The organism is Kitasatospora sp. NPDC058492, assembly GCF_042720685.1.
Lineage (GTDB): Bacteria > Actinomycetota > Actinomycetes > Streptomycetales > Streptomycetaceae > Kitasatospora.
Map to the genome: position 1 here is coordinate 87581 of NZ_JBHXMU010000006.1, position 12938 is coordinate 100518.

Here is a 12938-nt window from a genome sequence, read left to right on the forward strand (position 1 = left end):
TTAACCGATTTAGGGACATCGGTGCGGCGTAGTTGCAGTGCCCGCAGCCGACCGGACACTCCGATGACGGCCAGACGTAGCAGGTCGTGCCGGTGGTCGGCCCGTGCTCCGTGTATCGGGTCAGCGAGGCGATGACCTGATCACGGCACTCGGTGAGTGCCGAATCATTCACGGCCGAAGCCGAATTCGCTTCCCGCTTGAACAGGGATTCAGGCATGATGGCGCCCTCCGCTCGCATCTGAATTGACCGGCAGGTCGGCGACGGCCGCCCAGACCGCACCTGCCGTTTTGAACGTTTCGGAAACGAGCCGCTCGTCCGGTACGGAGATGCCCATCCCTTCCTCCAGATCCATCACCAGATTCACCATGGCAAGGGAGTCCAGACCCAGGTCCGCCAGCAATTCGTCTGCCGAGACCGGCCCGTCGGCCATCGGCAGGTGCCGACGGAGAATTTCCTCGAATTCCGCCGGCCAAGTCATCGCGGACCGTCCTCGTCGTCAACGGCCGAGTCGATGACGGACATCAGGTCAGCGGGCAGGACGGTGACATCGCGATCGAGTAGCGCAAGCGCCCCGTTCATGGTGAGCAGGCGGTCGTTGTTGAAATTCAGACGCGCCGACCGGAGATCGCGGAAGTTCCGCTCAAGCGGGATTCCGGCATCCCGGCTGTAGCCCTCGAACAGCCCGGCGATCTGGAGCAGGCGATCCGCGGCCCTGAACGTCAGTTCCGAGGAGACGACTTTGAGATTGTTGAGATGGATCTGGGTCGCCGTCCCGCTCAGTGACGACCCCTCTCGCCGACGTGCCAGGATCTCGTCCCGGACGGTGCCGAGATAGGCGGCGACGAGTTCGACATCGATCCTGGCCCGTGCGATCCGCTCGGCCACCAGGTCGGTCAGACGGCCCACGCCAGGTGCCCGGCCGGGATCATGCTCTCCACGGCGACGGTCCTGAAGTCGCCCGGACTCCCCACGACCTGCCAGGCAGGCACCGTACCCGCCAGCTTCATCCCCCGGCTCTCGGTACCCCGCATCCCCAAGGTGTTCCAGGCGCCCGAGGGGGCCACGGAAAGCTGGTGCCGGTCGGCGTAGCACAGGGTGACCCGGTGGTCGGCGGCGTCGGGCGACTCGCGCATGGTCACCAGGAATCCCTCGGCATGGGCGCCGCCGGTGACGATCGGCGCCTCACGCTCGAATCCCAGCTGCTCCCCCGCCCCGTTCAGGGCGGCTCGCCCGCTGAGCAGGTGTCCGCCCTTGCCCGGCTCGGTGGTCACCGACGCGAGGTACACCTCTCCCGACGCCAGCCGCGGAAGCAGCTCGTCCCGCAGCCGCGCCGAGCCGAAGCGCACGATGCAGTCGACCTGCTGGCAGTGCATCGCCCAGATCATCGCCGTCGAGGAGCAGCCCGACGCCAGCAGGCCCGCCACGGCCACGAGGTCGCCGAGATCTCCTCCCAGTCCGCCGTACTCCTCGGGTACGAGAAGTCCCATCAGGCCGTTCGCCCGCAAGAGCCCGACAGCCTCCTCCGGGAACCGGGCGGAGTCGTCCGTCCCGGCAGCTTGAGCCCGGATATCCGGAAGTACAGCGCGGGCCTTCCGGCAGGCAGCCGCTGATGTTCTGCTTCCCATCTCATCCACCCCGTTCATTCACATCGCCGGACGCCGGTGCACTGGGTGCACCGGCGGGTCCGCGGACGGTATGGCATCGATCCAGGCCTGATATCGCACGGCCTCGGCTCGCCTTCCCGCCGACCGCGGAGAAGGCATGTCATCGATTCGAAATGACCGAATGCTCGACGCAGCCCCCCCTGGAGCTATCTGCGTCGGCCCGCCCATGCGGCTCCGGCGGATCCCTCGTGGATGCCGGAGCTCCTGCGTCATCGGTCTGTGCCCGCCCCGTACAAGGACAGTGGTCGAGGATATGTCAACCACCTTTTCAACCAGGGCTACGAGCTTCACACACCTTCCCCGAAGTGCCGGTCCGAGGCCCGGATCCGCCTTCCTCCTCCGGAATCGCCCAGGCCGAAACCCGTGGCAAGCCGCCCCACCGTCCGCCGGCCCGGATCCCGGTCCACCGAAGATCAGCAGCTCAGACGGTGGTCGCCGGGATGCCGGCAGGCCCCTCGCCGAGGTGCCCGCAGCCGCCCGCACCCCCTGGACGCCGGACGCGCCGCGAAGACACCGCCAACCTCCCGTTGCGCGAATGAACTTGTGATGGCCAGCCTGCTAAAGCGTTTAAGTTCCCATTGGTATGGACCATTTTGGTATGGACCATTTATCTCGCTCTTCCGAGCGCGTCCAGCAGGAGCTGCCCCCTGACCGACTGAACCGCCAGCTCAGGCATCCCGGCAACGGCCGTCCCCCACCGGCCGAAGCCGCTACCCGGCTGGCGGACGCCACCGCGACGGCCCGGGCCGGGGCATGACGGCCCCAGGGCCGAGCGGACGAACGGCGAGGGGTCCGTCGCCATGCCCGTGCGCCGTCCACCGCCCGACCCGGAACGGCGCACGGGCAGGCACGCCCCAGCAGCAGGTACCGAGTGGTTCTTCGTCCCGGATCCGGTGGTGACAACGACAGTGCCAGGAAAGAACGAACTCCCGACCGTCCTCCAAAGTGATCACAACACCTATCTGGCCGGCGCGTTACCGCTCTGCGTGATCCTCGCGGACGAGGCCATGAGGCCATGGTTCTACTCGCAGTACATCCAGCTCTATGCCATGGGTTCCGACTCCCAACAGAAGGCGCCACACCTGGACTTCCACAGCTCACTGACCTGTCGGGAAGTCCTGCACACCCGGACACTGGACCGCGCGGCCGCCGGGCGCATCGGCCGCATCGTTGCGTTCCTCCGAAGCTGTATCGACTCCGGCCGGCACGTCATCGTCTTCGTGGACGACTCCTTCCTGCGGGGGGAGCCGCGTCCCTTCGTCCATGAGCTTCTCGTCCACGGCTACGACGACCGGTCGGAGCAGCTCCGCGTCGTCGGCTTCGGCGGTGCGATCGGACGGCCCGGAAGCCAGCGGTTCCAGACCCTGAAGTTCGGCTACCGGGCTTTCGAGGAAGCCTTCGAACGAGCGCTGTCCCTGACGGCACCGAACTCCGACTTCGCCGCGATCCGCTACCCCGTCCAGCTCCTCCAGCGTGTGCGGACGCGCCCGGCGTTCGATCCCGGGCGGCTGTGGACCGAGCTGTCGAGCTACCTGGAGGCACCCGAGCTGGACATCTTCCGCGCCGGTACCGAGTACTGGTGGTGGTCCCCACCGAAGCCCGAGGCCCAACCGCCCGACTTCACCGTCTCGTCGGGGTTCGAGGTCCACGACAGGTTCATACGCCATCTGAAGGCCGTCGAGGCAGGAGACCACCTCATCGACTACCGGCAGTTCCACCTCCTCTGGGAACACAAGACGGCCGTCCTGCGCCGACTGGAACACCTCGCCCGGGAGTTCGACCTCCAGGGCGGCCTGGACGACGTGATCTCCGGTTGCCGCCGCCGCGCACAGGAGTTCCTCGACCTCAGGCTCAAGGTCCTGATGGCCCTCAACGGCAGGAGCACACCCCAGGCAATGGCCCAAGGGGTATCCCTCGTCACACGCACTCTCCACGAGGAGCCGGAAGCACTGTCCCGTGTCAGGGACGTCGTGGCCGGCCTGCGCTGAGCGGCTCACGTCACCGAGTCGCGAAGCGGGCCTGCCGGGGCGCCGGTCGCGGTCCGTCAGTTGGGCATCGGGCGCGGGCGGCTGGCGGGGGGATCCGAGGGGATGTCATCCACGCTGGGCAGGTTCTTCAGGAGCCAGTGGACGCTGTTGTCACCGCCGAGTTCGGGGAAGTCGACGACGGCGGTCTCGCAGAGCCAGAGCAGGTGCTCCTTCATGGTCCGGTGCCCCTTCGCCTTCTGCTCGGCGGCGAAGTCGTAGTACTCGAAGGTGGGAGCGGCACAGGTCCCGTCCCAGGCGGGGTCGTCGCTGCCCGGGGTCGTCATGAGGAGTTCGGCGATGGGGTAGAGCACACCACTCATCGAGGCGATGAAGGTGCGCTCCAGGTGGTAGCGGGTGTTCCGCTGGTTCGGGTTGAAGTTCGACTGGACGTCGTAGAGCTTGTCGAGCATGGCCAGGGTGTAGCAGTAGGCGGCGTTGAAGAGGACTGCCAGGCCTGCGGCCGGTCCGGAGAAGCCCTTCGCCCGGGGATCGCTGGGGACGTTGCGGACCTGCCCGGTGACCTCGATGCCCTGTTCGATCCTCTTGAACTTCGCGTAGTGCGAGAGCTCGTCGAGGCCGGGGCGCGGGTTGACCGGGTCGATCGGGACGGTGGCCTTCTTCGGGTCCACGCCCTCGCCCTGCTCGACCACCATCTTCAGAGCGGTCTCGGCGGTGTGGAGGTCGGTGATGACCACGGGTTCGCCGCCGCCGTCGTGGTTCCAGTACGCGCTCTCGTACTGCCAGGGGGCGTTTGCCTTCGCGTACTTCCACACGTCGTCCGGGTCGGCCTCGGTCAGGTGCTTGAGGCCGACTTCGATCGCCTTGTAGAACTGGCCGAGCGTGTTGTACTCGCCCGGTTGCGGCTTGGCGCCCTTCTCGGCGGGCAGTTCCAGCGGCAGGAACACCCGGTTCATCAGATCCTTGCTGCACGGCTCCAGGTGGAGGGTCAGCGGCGGAGTCCGATGGAGCATCAGGCTCGGGTACCTGGTGATGAAGTCCGGGTCGTAGAAGACGATCCGGTCCGCTCCGCCGAGCGCGATGATCAGGTTGCGCACCAGGCACAGGTGCAGCATCTCCTCGATCGCGATGCTGATGATCGTGCGCTGGGCGGAGATTCCCGGGTCCCACTGGCTGTGGCCCTTGGTCCCGATGGAGTAGGCCGCGTACAGGTACATCGGGACGGTTGACAGCTCGACCTGGGCCGCCTGGTACAGGTGGTCGAGCAAGGTGTCGATGTCCTCGATCGGTCGATCGGCCTTGATCGTGCCGATCGGGGTGACCGCGAAGGGGATGTCGGGAAGGCGGCGGGTGGCGGGCTTGGTGGCGTCGGTCGTCATACCTCGGCTCCGTTCGGTTCCGGGCGCTCTGGGCGCGGTGAGGGCGGTGCGGGCGGTGTGGGTAGTGCGGGCAGTCTGGGCAGTGCGGATGGCGGACCGGCCCGGTCGGGGCGGTCGGGGTGCTCGGTGTCGGGGTGCTCGGTGTTCGAGGAGGCGAGGAGCGTGCGCCGGACGTCCTCGGTCAGCTCCGTGACGTGGACGCCGTGGTCCCGGCGGCGCAGCAGCAGGAGTACGGGGCGTGCGGCCGGCGGCTGCGGGTCCTCGCCGCGGGCCACCGCGGCCGCGTAGCGGTGCACGGGGTGCCGACAGGCCAGCACGCGGCACGCGCGGGCCGGCTCGGCGTCGTACACCTCGACGAAAGCCCGTTCGTATCCTGCGAGTTCGACGATCAGCTGGACCCAGGGGTCGACGTCGCGGCCCGGTGGGTCGAGGTCGGGCCTGGTGGTCGCGAGGTGTGACGCGAAGCCGTCGGCGAAGTGCTCCAGGGTCCAGCTGCGGGGCGGGCAGGTGCTCAGGTACTCGGTGGCGAGCGCGTCGAAGGCCTCCGGCCCCAGGAGTCGGCGCAACGCGGGGAAGCAGGAGCGCAGGCAGGCCAGCAGGCGCAGCCGGTAACCGCGGCGGTAGATGTCCAGCCGCTCGCCGGCGGTGAGCCGGCCGGACGGTGTGAGCACCTGGTCGGCGGCCGCGCCGCCCTCCTGGTCCGGGCCGGTGGCGTGGAGGACGGCGGCCTGCAGCCAGTGCTGGAGTTCGGCCAGGTGCGCCGGCGCCCCTTCGACCGTCGACATGTCAGACTCCCGTCGCGACGGGGACGTTGGTCGGATCGAGGGCCCGCCGGCGCGCCTTGTCGAGTTCCGCGACCAGCTCGGGGAAGGGCGGCAGGCGGTCGTCCCACTCCAGCAGGGTGGACACGGGCCCGGTCAGCGCGATCGCCGCGTCGTACAGCTCCCACACTGCCGGTGCGACCGGTCCGTCATGGGTGTCGATCAGATGTGTGCCCGCGTCGGTGTGACCGGCCAGATGGATCTGCACGACCCGGTCGTGCGGGAGTGCTCCGAGGTATGCGCGCGGATCGGTGTCGTGGTTGACGGCCGACACGTAGACGTTGTTGACGTCCAGCAGGAGCCCGCAGTCGGCCTCGACCGCCAGACGTGCGACGAACTCCTCCTCCGGCATGGTCGATGCGGTGAAGCCCACGTACGTGCTGGGGTTCTCCAGCACCAACGGGCGCTCCAGGAAGTCCTGCACGGTCCTGACCCGGCGCACCAGATGCGTCAGAGCGGCCTCGGTGAAGGGGACCGGCAGCAGGTCGTGGGTGTTGAGCCCGGCGACCCCGGTGAAGCACACGTGGTCCGACACCCAGGCGGCGCCCACCGCGTCGGCCAGCTGCCGGAGCCTCCTCAGGTAGTCGAAGTCCAGGGGCTCCACACTGCCGATCGACAGCGACACCCCGTGCATGACCAGGGAGTGCCGCTCGGCGACCCGGTCCAGTACGTGACGCGGGTGGCCGTGGGAGTCGAGGTGGTTCTCGGAGATGATCTCCAGCCACTCGGCGCCCAGCTCATCGCCGAGGTGGTCCAGTACGTACCGGTGGTGCGGGCTGCGCAGGCCGACACCGAACCCCAGGTTCGGCAGGTCGAAGCGGGACACCCGGTCGGCCCGCTCGCCGTGGTGACGCTGCGTCACGCGTTCGCCTCGTCCGACGGCAGCGGGAGCACCTGCGGCTTGCTCCGGTCGAGCCTCTTCTTCCTCCGCTCGGCCTCGTTCACTTCGTACGGCGGGACCAGGTCGTCCGGGTAGCCCTCGCCCGGGGACGGACCGAACGGGAGGCCGGCGGCGTACATCCGGGCCTCGAACAGCTGGCGGGCGAGCTTCCAGACGCTCTTGCCCTTCAGCGGGCCGCCCGCGAACACCCGGCTGACGTTGATCGGGCTCGCGCAGCTGCCGTTCTGCCGACAGGCCTGGTCGCCCGGCTTGGCGAGTTCCGCGTCGGGGCCGGTGTAGCCGCACCCGCCCTGCCCGCGGCACTCGTTGGCGCCGTGGCACACGTGCAGGACGGTGGCACAGGCTCCCATGCCCGCCATCGGCGCCTTCTCGTCGATGTCGTGGTTCCGGCAGGCGTTCAGGCCCATGCACACGTGGAGCTCAAGGGCCTTCTGCAGGTCGGCCGCGGACACGCGCGGCCCGCCGGCCTCGTGCGCGGCGTGCCGCAGCGCGATCCCGTCGTCGCCGCCGAGGATCACGCGCTCGATCTCCGCCAGCTCCTCGGGTCCCAGATCCGGGAAGCCGTCACCTTCGGCCCTCCTGCCACCGTTCTCCCTGCCACTCACGAGTACCTCCTCGATCGTCTTGGGTCGGGCACCCACGGCGGTGCGATTCCGCCGCGATGTGACGCGATGTGATGTGGCGCGATGTCACACGATGTGACTCGCGCCACAGTCGCCAAGGTCATCACAGTCGGAGGAGGGCTGGATAGCGCCATATGAGTAGTGTGCGAATTATTCCTTCGAAGCGAGCCCCGGGCGCTGCTCGGGGCAGGCGGTTCGGACGCGGCTCTGGTCCGGGGTGCTGCGCGGGCGGCTACGCGTCGAGCGGGATGGTGCCGAGGGCGACGGTGAAGCAGGCGCCGCCCTCGGGGCCGTGGCCGTGGACGGTGATGGTGGCGCCGAGCCGGTCGGTGAGGCGACGTGTGATGGCCAGGCCGAGGCCGGTGCCGCCGGGGCGGGTGCCCGCATAGCGGGAGTGCAGGGCGCCGGGTTCGAAGGCAACCCGGATGTCTTCGTCGGTCAGGCCGGGGCCGCCGTCGCGGACCTGTAGCTCGGTGTCGCCGCTGTCCGTTCGGCGCAGGGCCAGCACCACGGGGGCGCCGGGCGGCGAGATCCGCACGGCGTTGCCGATCAGGCCGTCGAGCAGCTGGCGGACCCGGAATCCGTCGGTGACCGTGATCACGGGTTCCCCGGCCGTTTCCACCCGCAGGTGGAGTTCGCTCTGTCGGACCCTCTGGTCCCAGGCTTGCGCGGTCTCACGGACGAGGGCGGTGAGGTCGGTGGGTTCGCGGGTGATGGGGAAGTCGTCGGCGTCCAGGCGTGCGAGTTCGAGCAGGTCGGAGACGAAGCGGTCCAGGCGTTTGGTCTCGGTCAGGAGGATCTGGCCGACCTGGGCCTGCTGCCCGGGTTCGACGACCCTGTCGGTGAGGGCCTCGGCGTAGCCCTGGAGTGCGGTGAGGGGGGTACGGATCTCGTGGGAGATCGAGGTCAGGAAGTCGCGCTGGCGCTGTTCGCTGCGTTCGAGGGCGGCGCCCAGTGCGTTCAGGGCCTGGGCGACGTCACGGGCCTCGGTGGGGCCGTCGGCCTCGCAGCGCAGGCCGCGTTCACCTGCGGCGAGTCGGTGGGCGACACCGGCCGCCGCGACCAGGGGGCGGGCGATGCGGCGGGCCAGCAGGGCTCCGGCGAGGGCGGCTCCGACCAGGCCCGCGACCAGGGGGAGCGTCAGGCTGCCGCGCATCCGGCTGGCCGCCGCATCGACCTCGGTGAACGGCTGGGTCAGCACGACAGCGCCGCCGTTGCTTGCCGGGTGTCCCTGGACGAGTACGCGCTGGTCGCCGAGCGAGGCCGTGGCGGAGAGCGTCCGTCCGGCGAGCAGCGCGTCCCGGTCGGCCGGGGCGACGGCCTTCGCCGCGGGGCCGTCCACGTGTCCGTCGGGAGCGACGACGGCGACCAGGACGCCGGTGGCCCCGGTCAGCCGCTGGGTCTGGTCGAGGAGCAGCACGGACAGGTTGGGAGCGAGGCTGAGCACGGTGGCCTGCCGGGACAGGCGCTCCCGGTACTGGGACTCGGCGTTGGAGAAGGCGGTCTGCCAGGCCGCGACCCCCGCCAGCAGCACGGCGGTGGCTGCCACCACGGTGGCGAGCAGGACCAGGCTGCCGGTGAGTGAGCCCGCGCGCAGGCGCCTCACCGGTCCGGCTCCTGGGCGCTGTAGCCGATCCCCCGCACGGTGCGGATCGGGCTGGCGTCGCCGAGCTTGGCGCGCAGCTGCGAGACGTAGACGTCGACGACCCGGCTGTCGCCGTAGTCGGCCTGCCCCCAGACCTGGGCGCGGAGCTGCTCGCGGCTGAAGACCTGACCGGGCCGGGCCAGCAGGTGGGCGAGCAGGTTGAACTCGGTGGTGGTCAGCTCCAGCGGTTCACCGTCGCAGAGCACCGTGCGGCGGCCGGGGTCCAGGCGCAGTCGGCTGGTGCCCAGGACGGCCGAGACCGGTGGGCCGGCGGTGCGGCGCAGCACAGCCTTGACGCGGGCGACCAGCTCGCGGGGCGAGAACGGTTTGGTGAGGTAGTCGTCGGCGCCGATCTCCAGGCCGAGGATCCGGTCGGCCTCCTCGTCCCGGGCGGTGACCAGGATGACGGGCGTCCAGTCGTCGGCGGCGCGCAGCCGGCGGCAGAAGTCCGTGCCGTCCAGCCCGGGCAGCCCGATGTCGAGAACGATCGCCACCGGCCGCAGCCGTGCCACGGCAGCCAACCCGGCGGTGCCGTCGGCCTCGGTGTGGACGCCGAAGCCCTCGCGGGTGAGGTACAGGCGCTGGAGGTCGGCGATGTGGCGCTCGTCCTCCACCACCAGTACAAGGCCCTTGCTCTGTGTCATCTGTCCGGTGTCACCGCAGTCTCCCTGCGCCGCGGCACCCCTCTCGCGGCTGCTTGGCCAGTCGCGCGTGCCACGGCTTCGAACTGCACCGATGCTAACCCGCGGACCGTCACCGTCCGGCGGACCGACGGCGATCCTTACACGGCCCGAACACAGGCCGAACCTTCGCCTTGCACAACGGCGACAGGATGCTTCCGACCTCGCCGACCCGCGGGGTCAGGACAAGGGAGAGCAGTCGTGCTCACGGGCTCCAGATCCCTCGCGCTGCTCGGCGTCTGTGTTGCGGCCCTCCTGATCGTCGCGGTCGTCGTGCTGCTCACGCACACCGGTCGCGCCCCGTCCCCAGGACAACGGCCGACCACAGGACGCCGCCGGGACCGCACCGGGCCGCCCGCCCCCCTCCGACGCCCCGACGACGACAGCAGGACAATGATGACCACCCGTCCCGAGCCGGCCCGAACCGCCACCACGCGGCTGGGCCGCCTCCGCCGCCCGACCACCCGGCGAGGCCGGATCACCCGCGCCGTCGTCCTGCCCGTGGCCGTCGTGCTGGCCCTCGCCGGGGGCGGCGAGGCCGTCACCCGGCACGTCCTGGAGAGCCGGATCGCCGACCGCATGGGAAAGGCGCTCGCCACCCGCGTGACGGTCGACACCGGCGCCGGCCCGGCGCTGCTCACGGTCCTCGACCGGCACCTGGATCACGTCACGCTCGGCGCGGACAACGCCCACCTCGGCCCACTCACGGGCGCCTCGGTCCGCATCACGCTCGACGACCTCCACTTGGCCGAGCCCGCGACGGCGTCCGACGTCCGGGCCACCGTCACGATCCCCGCCGACTCCCTGGCGGAAACGATCCGCGACTCGGGCCAGGGCGTTCCCGTCAGCAGCACCCGGACCGACCCCGCCACCGGCACCCTCCTGCTCGCCCTGGGCCCGGGTGGCATGGGCCAGTTGACGCTGAAGCCCGCCCTGGCCGGCGACCGGGTCACCATCACCGCCACCAGCCTGCAGTTCCTCGGCCGAACGATCACCGGTCCCCAGCTCGACCAGATCAACACCAAGCTCACCGCGCGGAAACAACAAGCCGACTACCCCCTGTCCCTCAAGCCCGTCTCACTCACCGTCACACCGACCGGACTCGCCCTCACCCTGGCCTCCGGCCCCACCACGCTGAAGCAGCCATGAACCAGGAACCGACCCCGGCGATGACCGACCCCACGACACCACCGTCCAGCCACCCCACGACACCACCGTCCAGCCGCCGTACCCGCCTGCGCCGACGCATCGTCGTCGCCGTCACGGGCCTGCTCGTCCTCACTCTCACGGCGGCGTCCGGCGCGCTGTGGCTACTGACCGGCAAGTTGCTGCACCCCACCGACGACACCCCGCTGAACACCCGCGTCATCGCCGTGGGGACCGCGACGGTGACCCTTCCCGCCACCGACGAGAGCCGCTACGCCGGCACCTACGGCCTGGTCTGGCAGGACAGCGGATCCGCGCAGCGGCGCTCGGGAGAACTCGGCCGCATCCTCGCCTCGGACAGCAAGACCGTCACCCGCGAACTCCAGGCCACCACCCCACCCGCCGTCGGCGCCAAGGCGAAGATCATCGTCACCGTGTGGAACTCGGACCCGCGCCGAGCGGTGGGGCTGGACCACCAGGACGTCAGCTACCCCGGCGACCTGGGCCCGATGCCCGCCTGGTACCTCCCGGGCTCGCGCAGCACCTGGGTCATCCAGGTCCACGGGCTCGGCGCCGGCCGCAGCGCGGGCCTGCGGACGATGCCCGAACTGCACGACCTCGGCTACCCGATCCTCGACATCACCTACCGCAACGACCCCGGAGCACCCCGCGACTCCAACGGCAACCGACAACTCGGCAACACGGAATGGCGCGACCTCGACGCAGCCGTCCGCTACGCCCGCGCCCACGGAGCCTCCGGTGTGGTGCTCTACGGGTTCTCCATGGGCGGCGCAATCGTCGAGAACTACCTGCAGCGCGCCCAGGACACCAGCGCGGTCCGCTCAGTCGTCCTCGACTCACCCGCACTCGACTACCGGGCGGCCATCGACACGATCGCCACCGGCCTCGGATTCCCGTTCCCCATCGCCGACCTCACGGCCCCCTTCATCCAGATCCAAGCCGGAGTGGACCTCGACCAGGTCGACACCCTGGCGGCGAACCGGCGCAACGGCGGCCCCGGACAGCCCGTGCTGCTCTTCCACGGCACCGCCGACACACTCGTCCCGTACGCCAGCAGCGCCCGATTCGCCCGCGACTGGCCGGACAAGGTCCGACTCGTCACCGTCCCCGGGGCCGGCCACACCGGCTCCTGGAACGCCGACCCCGCCCAGTACGACAAGGAGCTCGCCGACTTCCTCGGTCAGCACTCCTGACCGCGTCCCGGGCACCGCGCCGCAACGCCGAACAGCCCCACTGACACACCAGCCGTCCCACCAAGGAGGCAACCGATGAGCCGAACCCGCCCCGCAGCCCTCGCGGCCGCGCTCCTCACCCTGACGACCACCGCACTCGCCGCCACCACCGGCACCGCCCACGCCGCCACCGTCAACTACGTGGCCCTCGGCGACTCCTACTCCGCGGGCGGCGGATCATCCAGCACGTACCTCAACAGCTGCAACCAGAGCACCAACGCGTACCCGTACCTCTACGCCCAGTCCACCTCACCGGCCACCTTCGACTTCCAGGCCTGCGGCGGCGCCACCACCACCGACGTCGTGAACAACCAACTCGCCCCGCTCACTTCCGGCACCACCTTGGTCAGCATGACCATCGGCGGCAACGACGTCGGCCTGCGCGACGTACTGGCCTCCTGCTTGCTCGGCAGCGACGCCGCCTGCCTCAGCGCCGTCTCCTCCGCAGAGAACACCGCCCGCACCCAACTCCCCGGCGAACTCGACACCGTCTACGGCGCCATCCGCTCCCGCGCCGCCAACGCCCACGTGGTGATCCTCGGCTACCCCCGCTTCTACGACTCCGGCGCCCCCCTCTGCCCGGGGATCAGCCCGGCCAGGCGTTCTGCCCTCAACGACGGCGCCGACGTCCTGAACAGCGTCATCCAGAGCGAGGCCGCCAAGTACCCGAACTTCGCCTACGCGGATGTGACCAGCCGGTTCGCCGGCCACCAGCTCTGCGACCCCGCTCCCTGGCTGCACGCCCTGAACTGGCCGATCGGACAGTCCTTCCACCCGACCGCCGCCGGCCAGGCCGGCGCCTACCTCCCGGCTCTGGAAGCAAACGACTGACGCAGCCCC

The 12938-nt window shown here is 70.1% G+C and carries 13 protein-coding genes; 4 read left to right on the plus strand and 9 right to left on the minus strand.

Annotation, left to right across the window (positions count from 1 at the left end):
- Positions 1-209: 209 nt before the first annotated feature.
- Genes ACFWPI_RS06175 through ACFWPI_RS06185 form a run of 3 tightly spaced genes read right to left on the minus strand, consistent with a single transcriptional unit; the run spans position 210 to position 1644 of the window.
- Positions 210-479 carry an acyl carrier protein gene (locus tag ACFWPI_RS06175; RefSeq protein WP_380368502.1) on the minus strand — a complete coding sequence of 90 codons (270 nt, stop codon included), beginning with the start codon at positions 477-479 and terminating at the stop codon, positions 210-212.
- Entirely contained in the window at positions 476-907 is a 432-nt protein-coding gene (locus ACFWPI_RS06180; RefSeq protein ID WP_380368505.1) for a hypothetical protein, read from the minus strand. The genes ACFWPI_RS06175 and ACFWPI_RS06180 overlap by 4 nt, the downstream gene beginning before the upstream one ends.
- The gene (locus tag ACFWPI_RS06185; protein ID WP_380368507.1) at positions 895-1644 is read right to left on the minus strand and encodes an acyl-CoA dehydrogenase family protein; all 750 of its coding nucleotides are present in this window, start codon (positions 1642-1644) and stop codon (positions 895-897) included. Before ACFWPI_RS06185 ends, ACFWPI_RS06180 begins: the two co-directional genes overlap by 13 nt.
- Positions 1645-2573: 929 nt before the next feature.
- Between ACFWPI_RS06185 and ACFWPI_RS06190 the strand changes: the two genes are divergently transcribed.
- On the plus strand, positions 2574-3653 hold the full coding sequence (locus ACFWPI_RS06190) for a hypothetical protein (protein WP_380368510.1): 1080 nt from the start codon (positions 2574-2576) through the stop codon (positions 3651-3653).
- A 56-nt stretch (positions 3654-3709) separates the two neighbouring features.
- On the opposite strand, the gene ACFWPI_RS06195 is transcribed toward ACFWPI_RS06190, so the two are convergent.
- The 6 genes from ACFWPI_RS06195 to ACFWPI_RS06220 form a co-directional block, all read right to left on the minus strand.
- On the minus strand, positions 3710-5029 hold the full coding sequence (locus ACFWPI_RS06195) for a ferritin-like protein (RefSeq protein ID WP_363377717.1): 1320 nt from the start codon (positions 5027-5029) through the stop codon (positions 3710-3712).
- Entirely contained in the window at positions 5026-5814 is a 789-nt protein-coding gene (locus tag ACFWPI_RS06200; RefSeq protein ID WP_380368514.1) for a putative DNA-binding domain-containing protein, read from the minus strand. The genes ACFWPI_RS06195 and ACFWPI_RS06200 overlap by 4 nt, the downstream gene beginning before the upstream one ends.
- 1 nt (position 5815) lies before the next feature.
- Positions 5816-6712: a DUF692 domain-containing protein gene (locus tag ACFWPI_RS06205; RefSeq protein WP_380368516.1), complete on the minus strand. Its 897-nt coding sequence runs from the start codon at positions 6710-6712 to the stop codon at positions 5816-5818.
- A complete protein-coding gene (locus ACFWPI_RS06210) occupies positions 6709-7356 on the minus strand; it encodes a hypothetical protein (protein ID WP_380368519.1) in 648 nt (215 codons plus the stop codon). The genes ACFWPI_RS06205 and ACFWPI_RS06210 overlap by 4 nt, the downstream gene beginning before the upstream one ends.
- Positions 7357-7606: 250 nt before the next feature.
- Positions 7607-8980, minus strand: coding sequence for a histidine kinase dimerization/phospho-acceptor domain-containing protein (locus ACFWPI_RS06215; RefSeq protein WP_380368522.1), 1374 nt, complete (start codon positions 8978-8980; stop codon positions 7607-7609).
- Entirely contained in the window at positions 8977-9663 is a 687-nt protein-coding gene (locus ACFWPI_RS06220; protein WP_380368524.1) for a response regulator transcription factor, read from the minus strand. Before ACFWPI_RS06220 ends, ACFWPI_RS06215 begins: the two co-directional genes overlap by 4 nt.
- A 429-nt stretch (positions 9664-10092) precedes the next feature.
- Here ACFWPI_RS06220 and ACFWPI_RS06225 point away from each other — a divergent pair, with 429 nt between their 5' ends.
- From ACFWPI_RS06225 to ACFWPI_RS06235, 3 genes are all read left to right on the plus strand, one after another.
- On the plus strand, positions 10093-10848 hold the full coding sequence (locus tag ACFWPI_RS06225) for a DUF2993 domain-containing protein (protein ID WP_380423540.1): 756 nt from the start codon (positions 10093-10095) through the stop codon (positions 10846-10848).
- Positions 10845-12059, plus strand: coding sequence for an alpha/beta hydrolase (locus ACFWPI_RS06230; RefSeq protein ID WP_380368530.1), 1215 nt, complete (start codon positions 10845-10847; stop codon positions 12057-12059). Before ACFWPI_RS06225 ends, ACFWPI_RS06230 begins: the two co-directional genes overlap by 4 nt.
- 75 nt (positions 12060-12134) lie before the next feature.
- Entirely contained in the window at positions 12135-12929 is a 795-nt protein-coding gene (locus ACFWPI_RS06235) for an SGNH/GDSL hydrolase family protein (RefSeq protein ID WP_380368533.1), read from the plus strand.
- Positions 12930-12938: the final 9 nt, after the last annotated feature.

Coding starts and splice junctions, on each gene's coding strand:
- ACFWPI_RS06195 (WP_363377717.1), bottom strand. CDS start 5,029: ATGACGACCGACGCCACCAAGCCCGCCACCCGCCGCCTTCCCGACATC.
- ACFWPI_RS06185 (WP_380368507.1), bottom strand. CDS start 1,644: ATGAACGGGGTGGATGAGATGGGAAGCAGAACATCAGCGGCTGCCTGC.
- ACFWPI_RS06200 (WP_380368514.1), bottom strand. CDS start 5,814: ATGTCGACGGTCGAAGGGGCGCCGGCGCACCTGGCCGAACTCCAGCAC.
- ACFWPI_RS06220 (WP_380368524.1), bottom strand. CDS start 9,663: ATGACACAGAGCAAGGGCCTTGTACTGGTGGTGGAGGACGAGCGCCAC.
- ACFWPI_RS06235 (WP_380368533.1), top strand. CDS start 12,135: ATGAGCCGAACCCGCCCCGCAGCCCTCGCGGCCGCGCTCCTCACCCTG.
- ACFWPI_RS06225 (WP_380423540.1), top strand. CDS start 10,093: ATGATGACCACCCGTCCCGAGCCGGCCCGAACCGCCACCACGCGGCTG.
- ACFWPI_RS06230 (WP_380368530.1), top strand. CDS start 10,845: ATGAACCAGGAACCGACCCCGGCGATGACCGACCCCACGACACCACCG.
- ACFWPI_RS06175 (WP_380368502.1), bottom strand. CDS start 479: ATGACTTGGCCGGCGGAATTCGAGGAAATTCTCCGTCGGCACCTGCCG.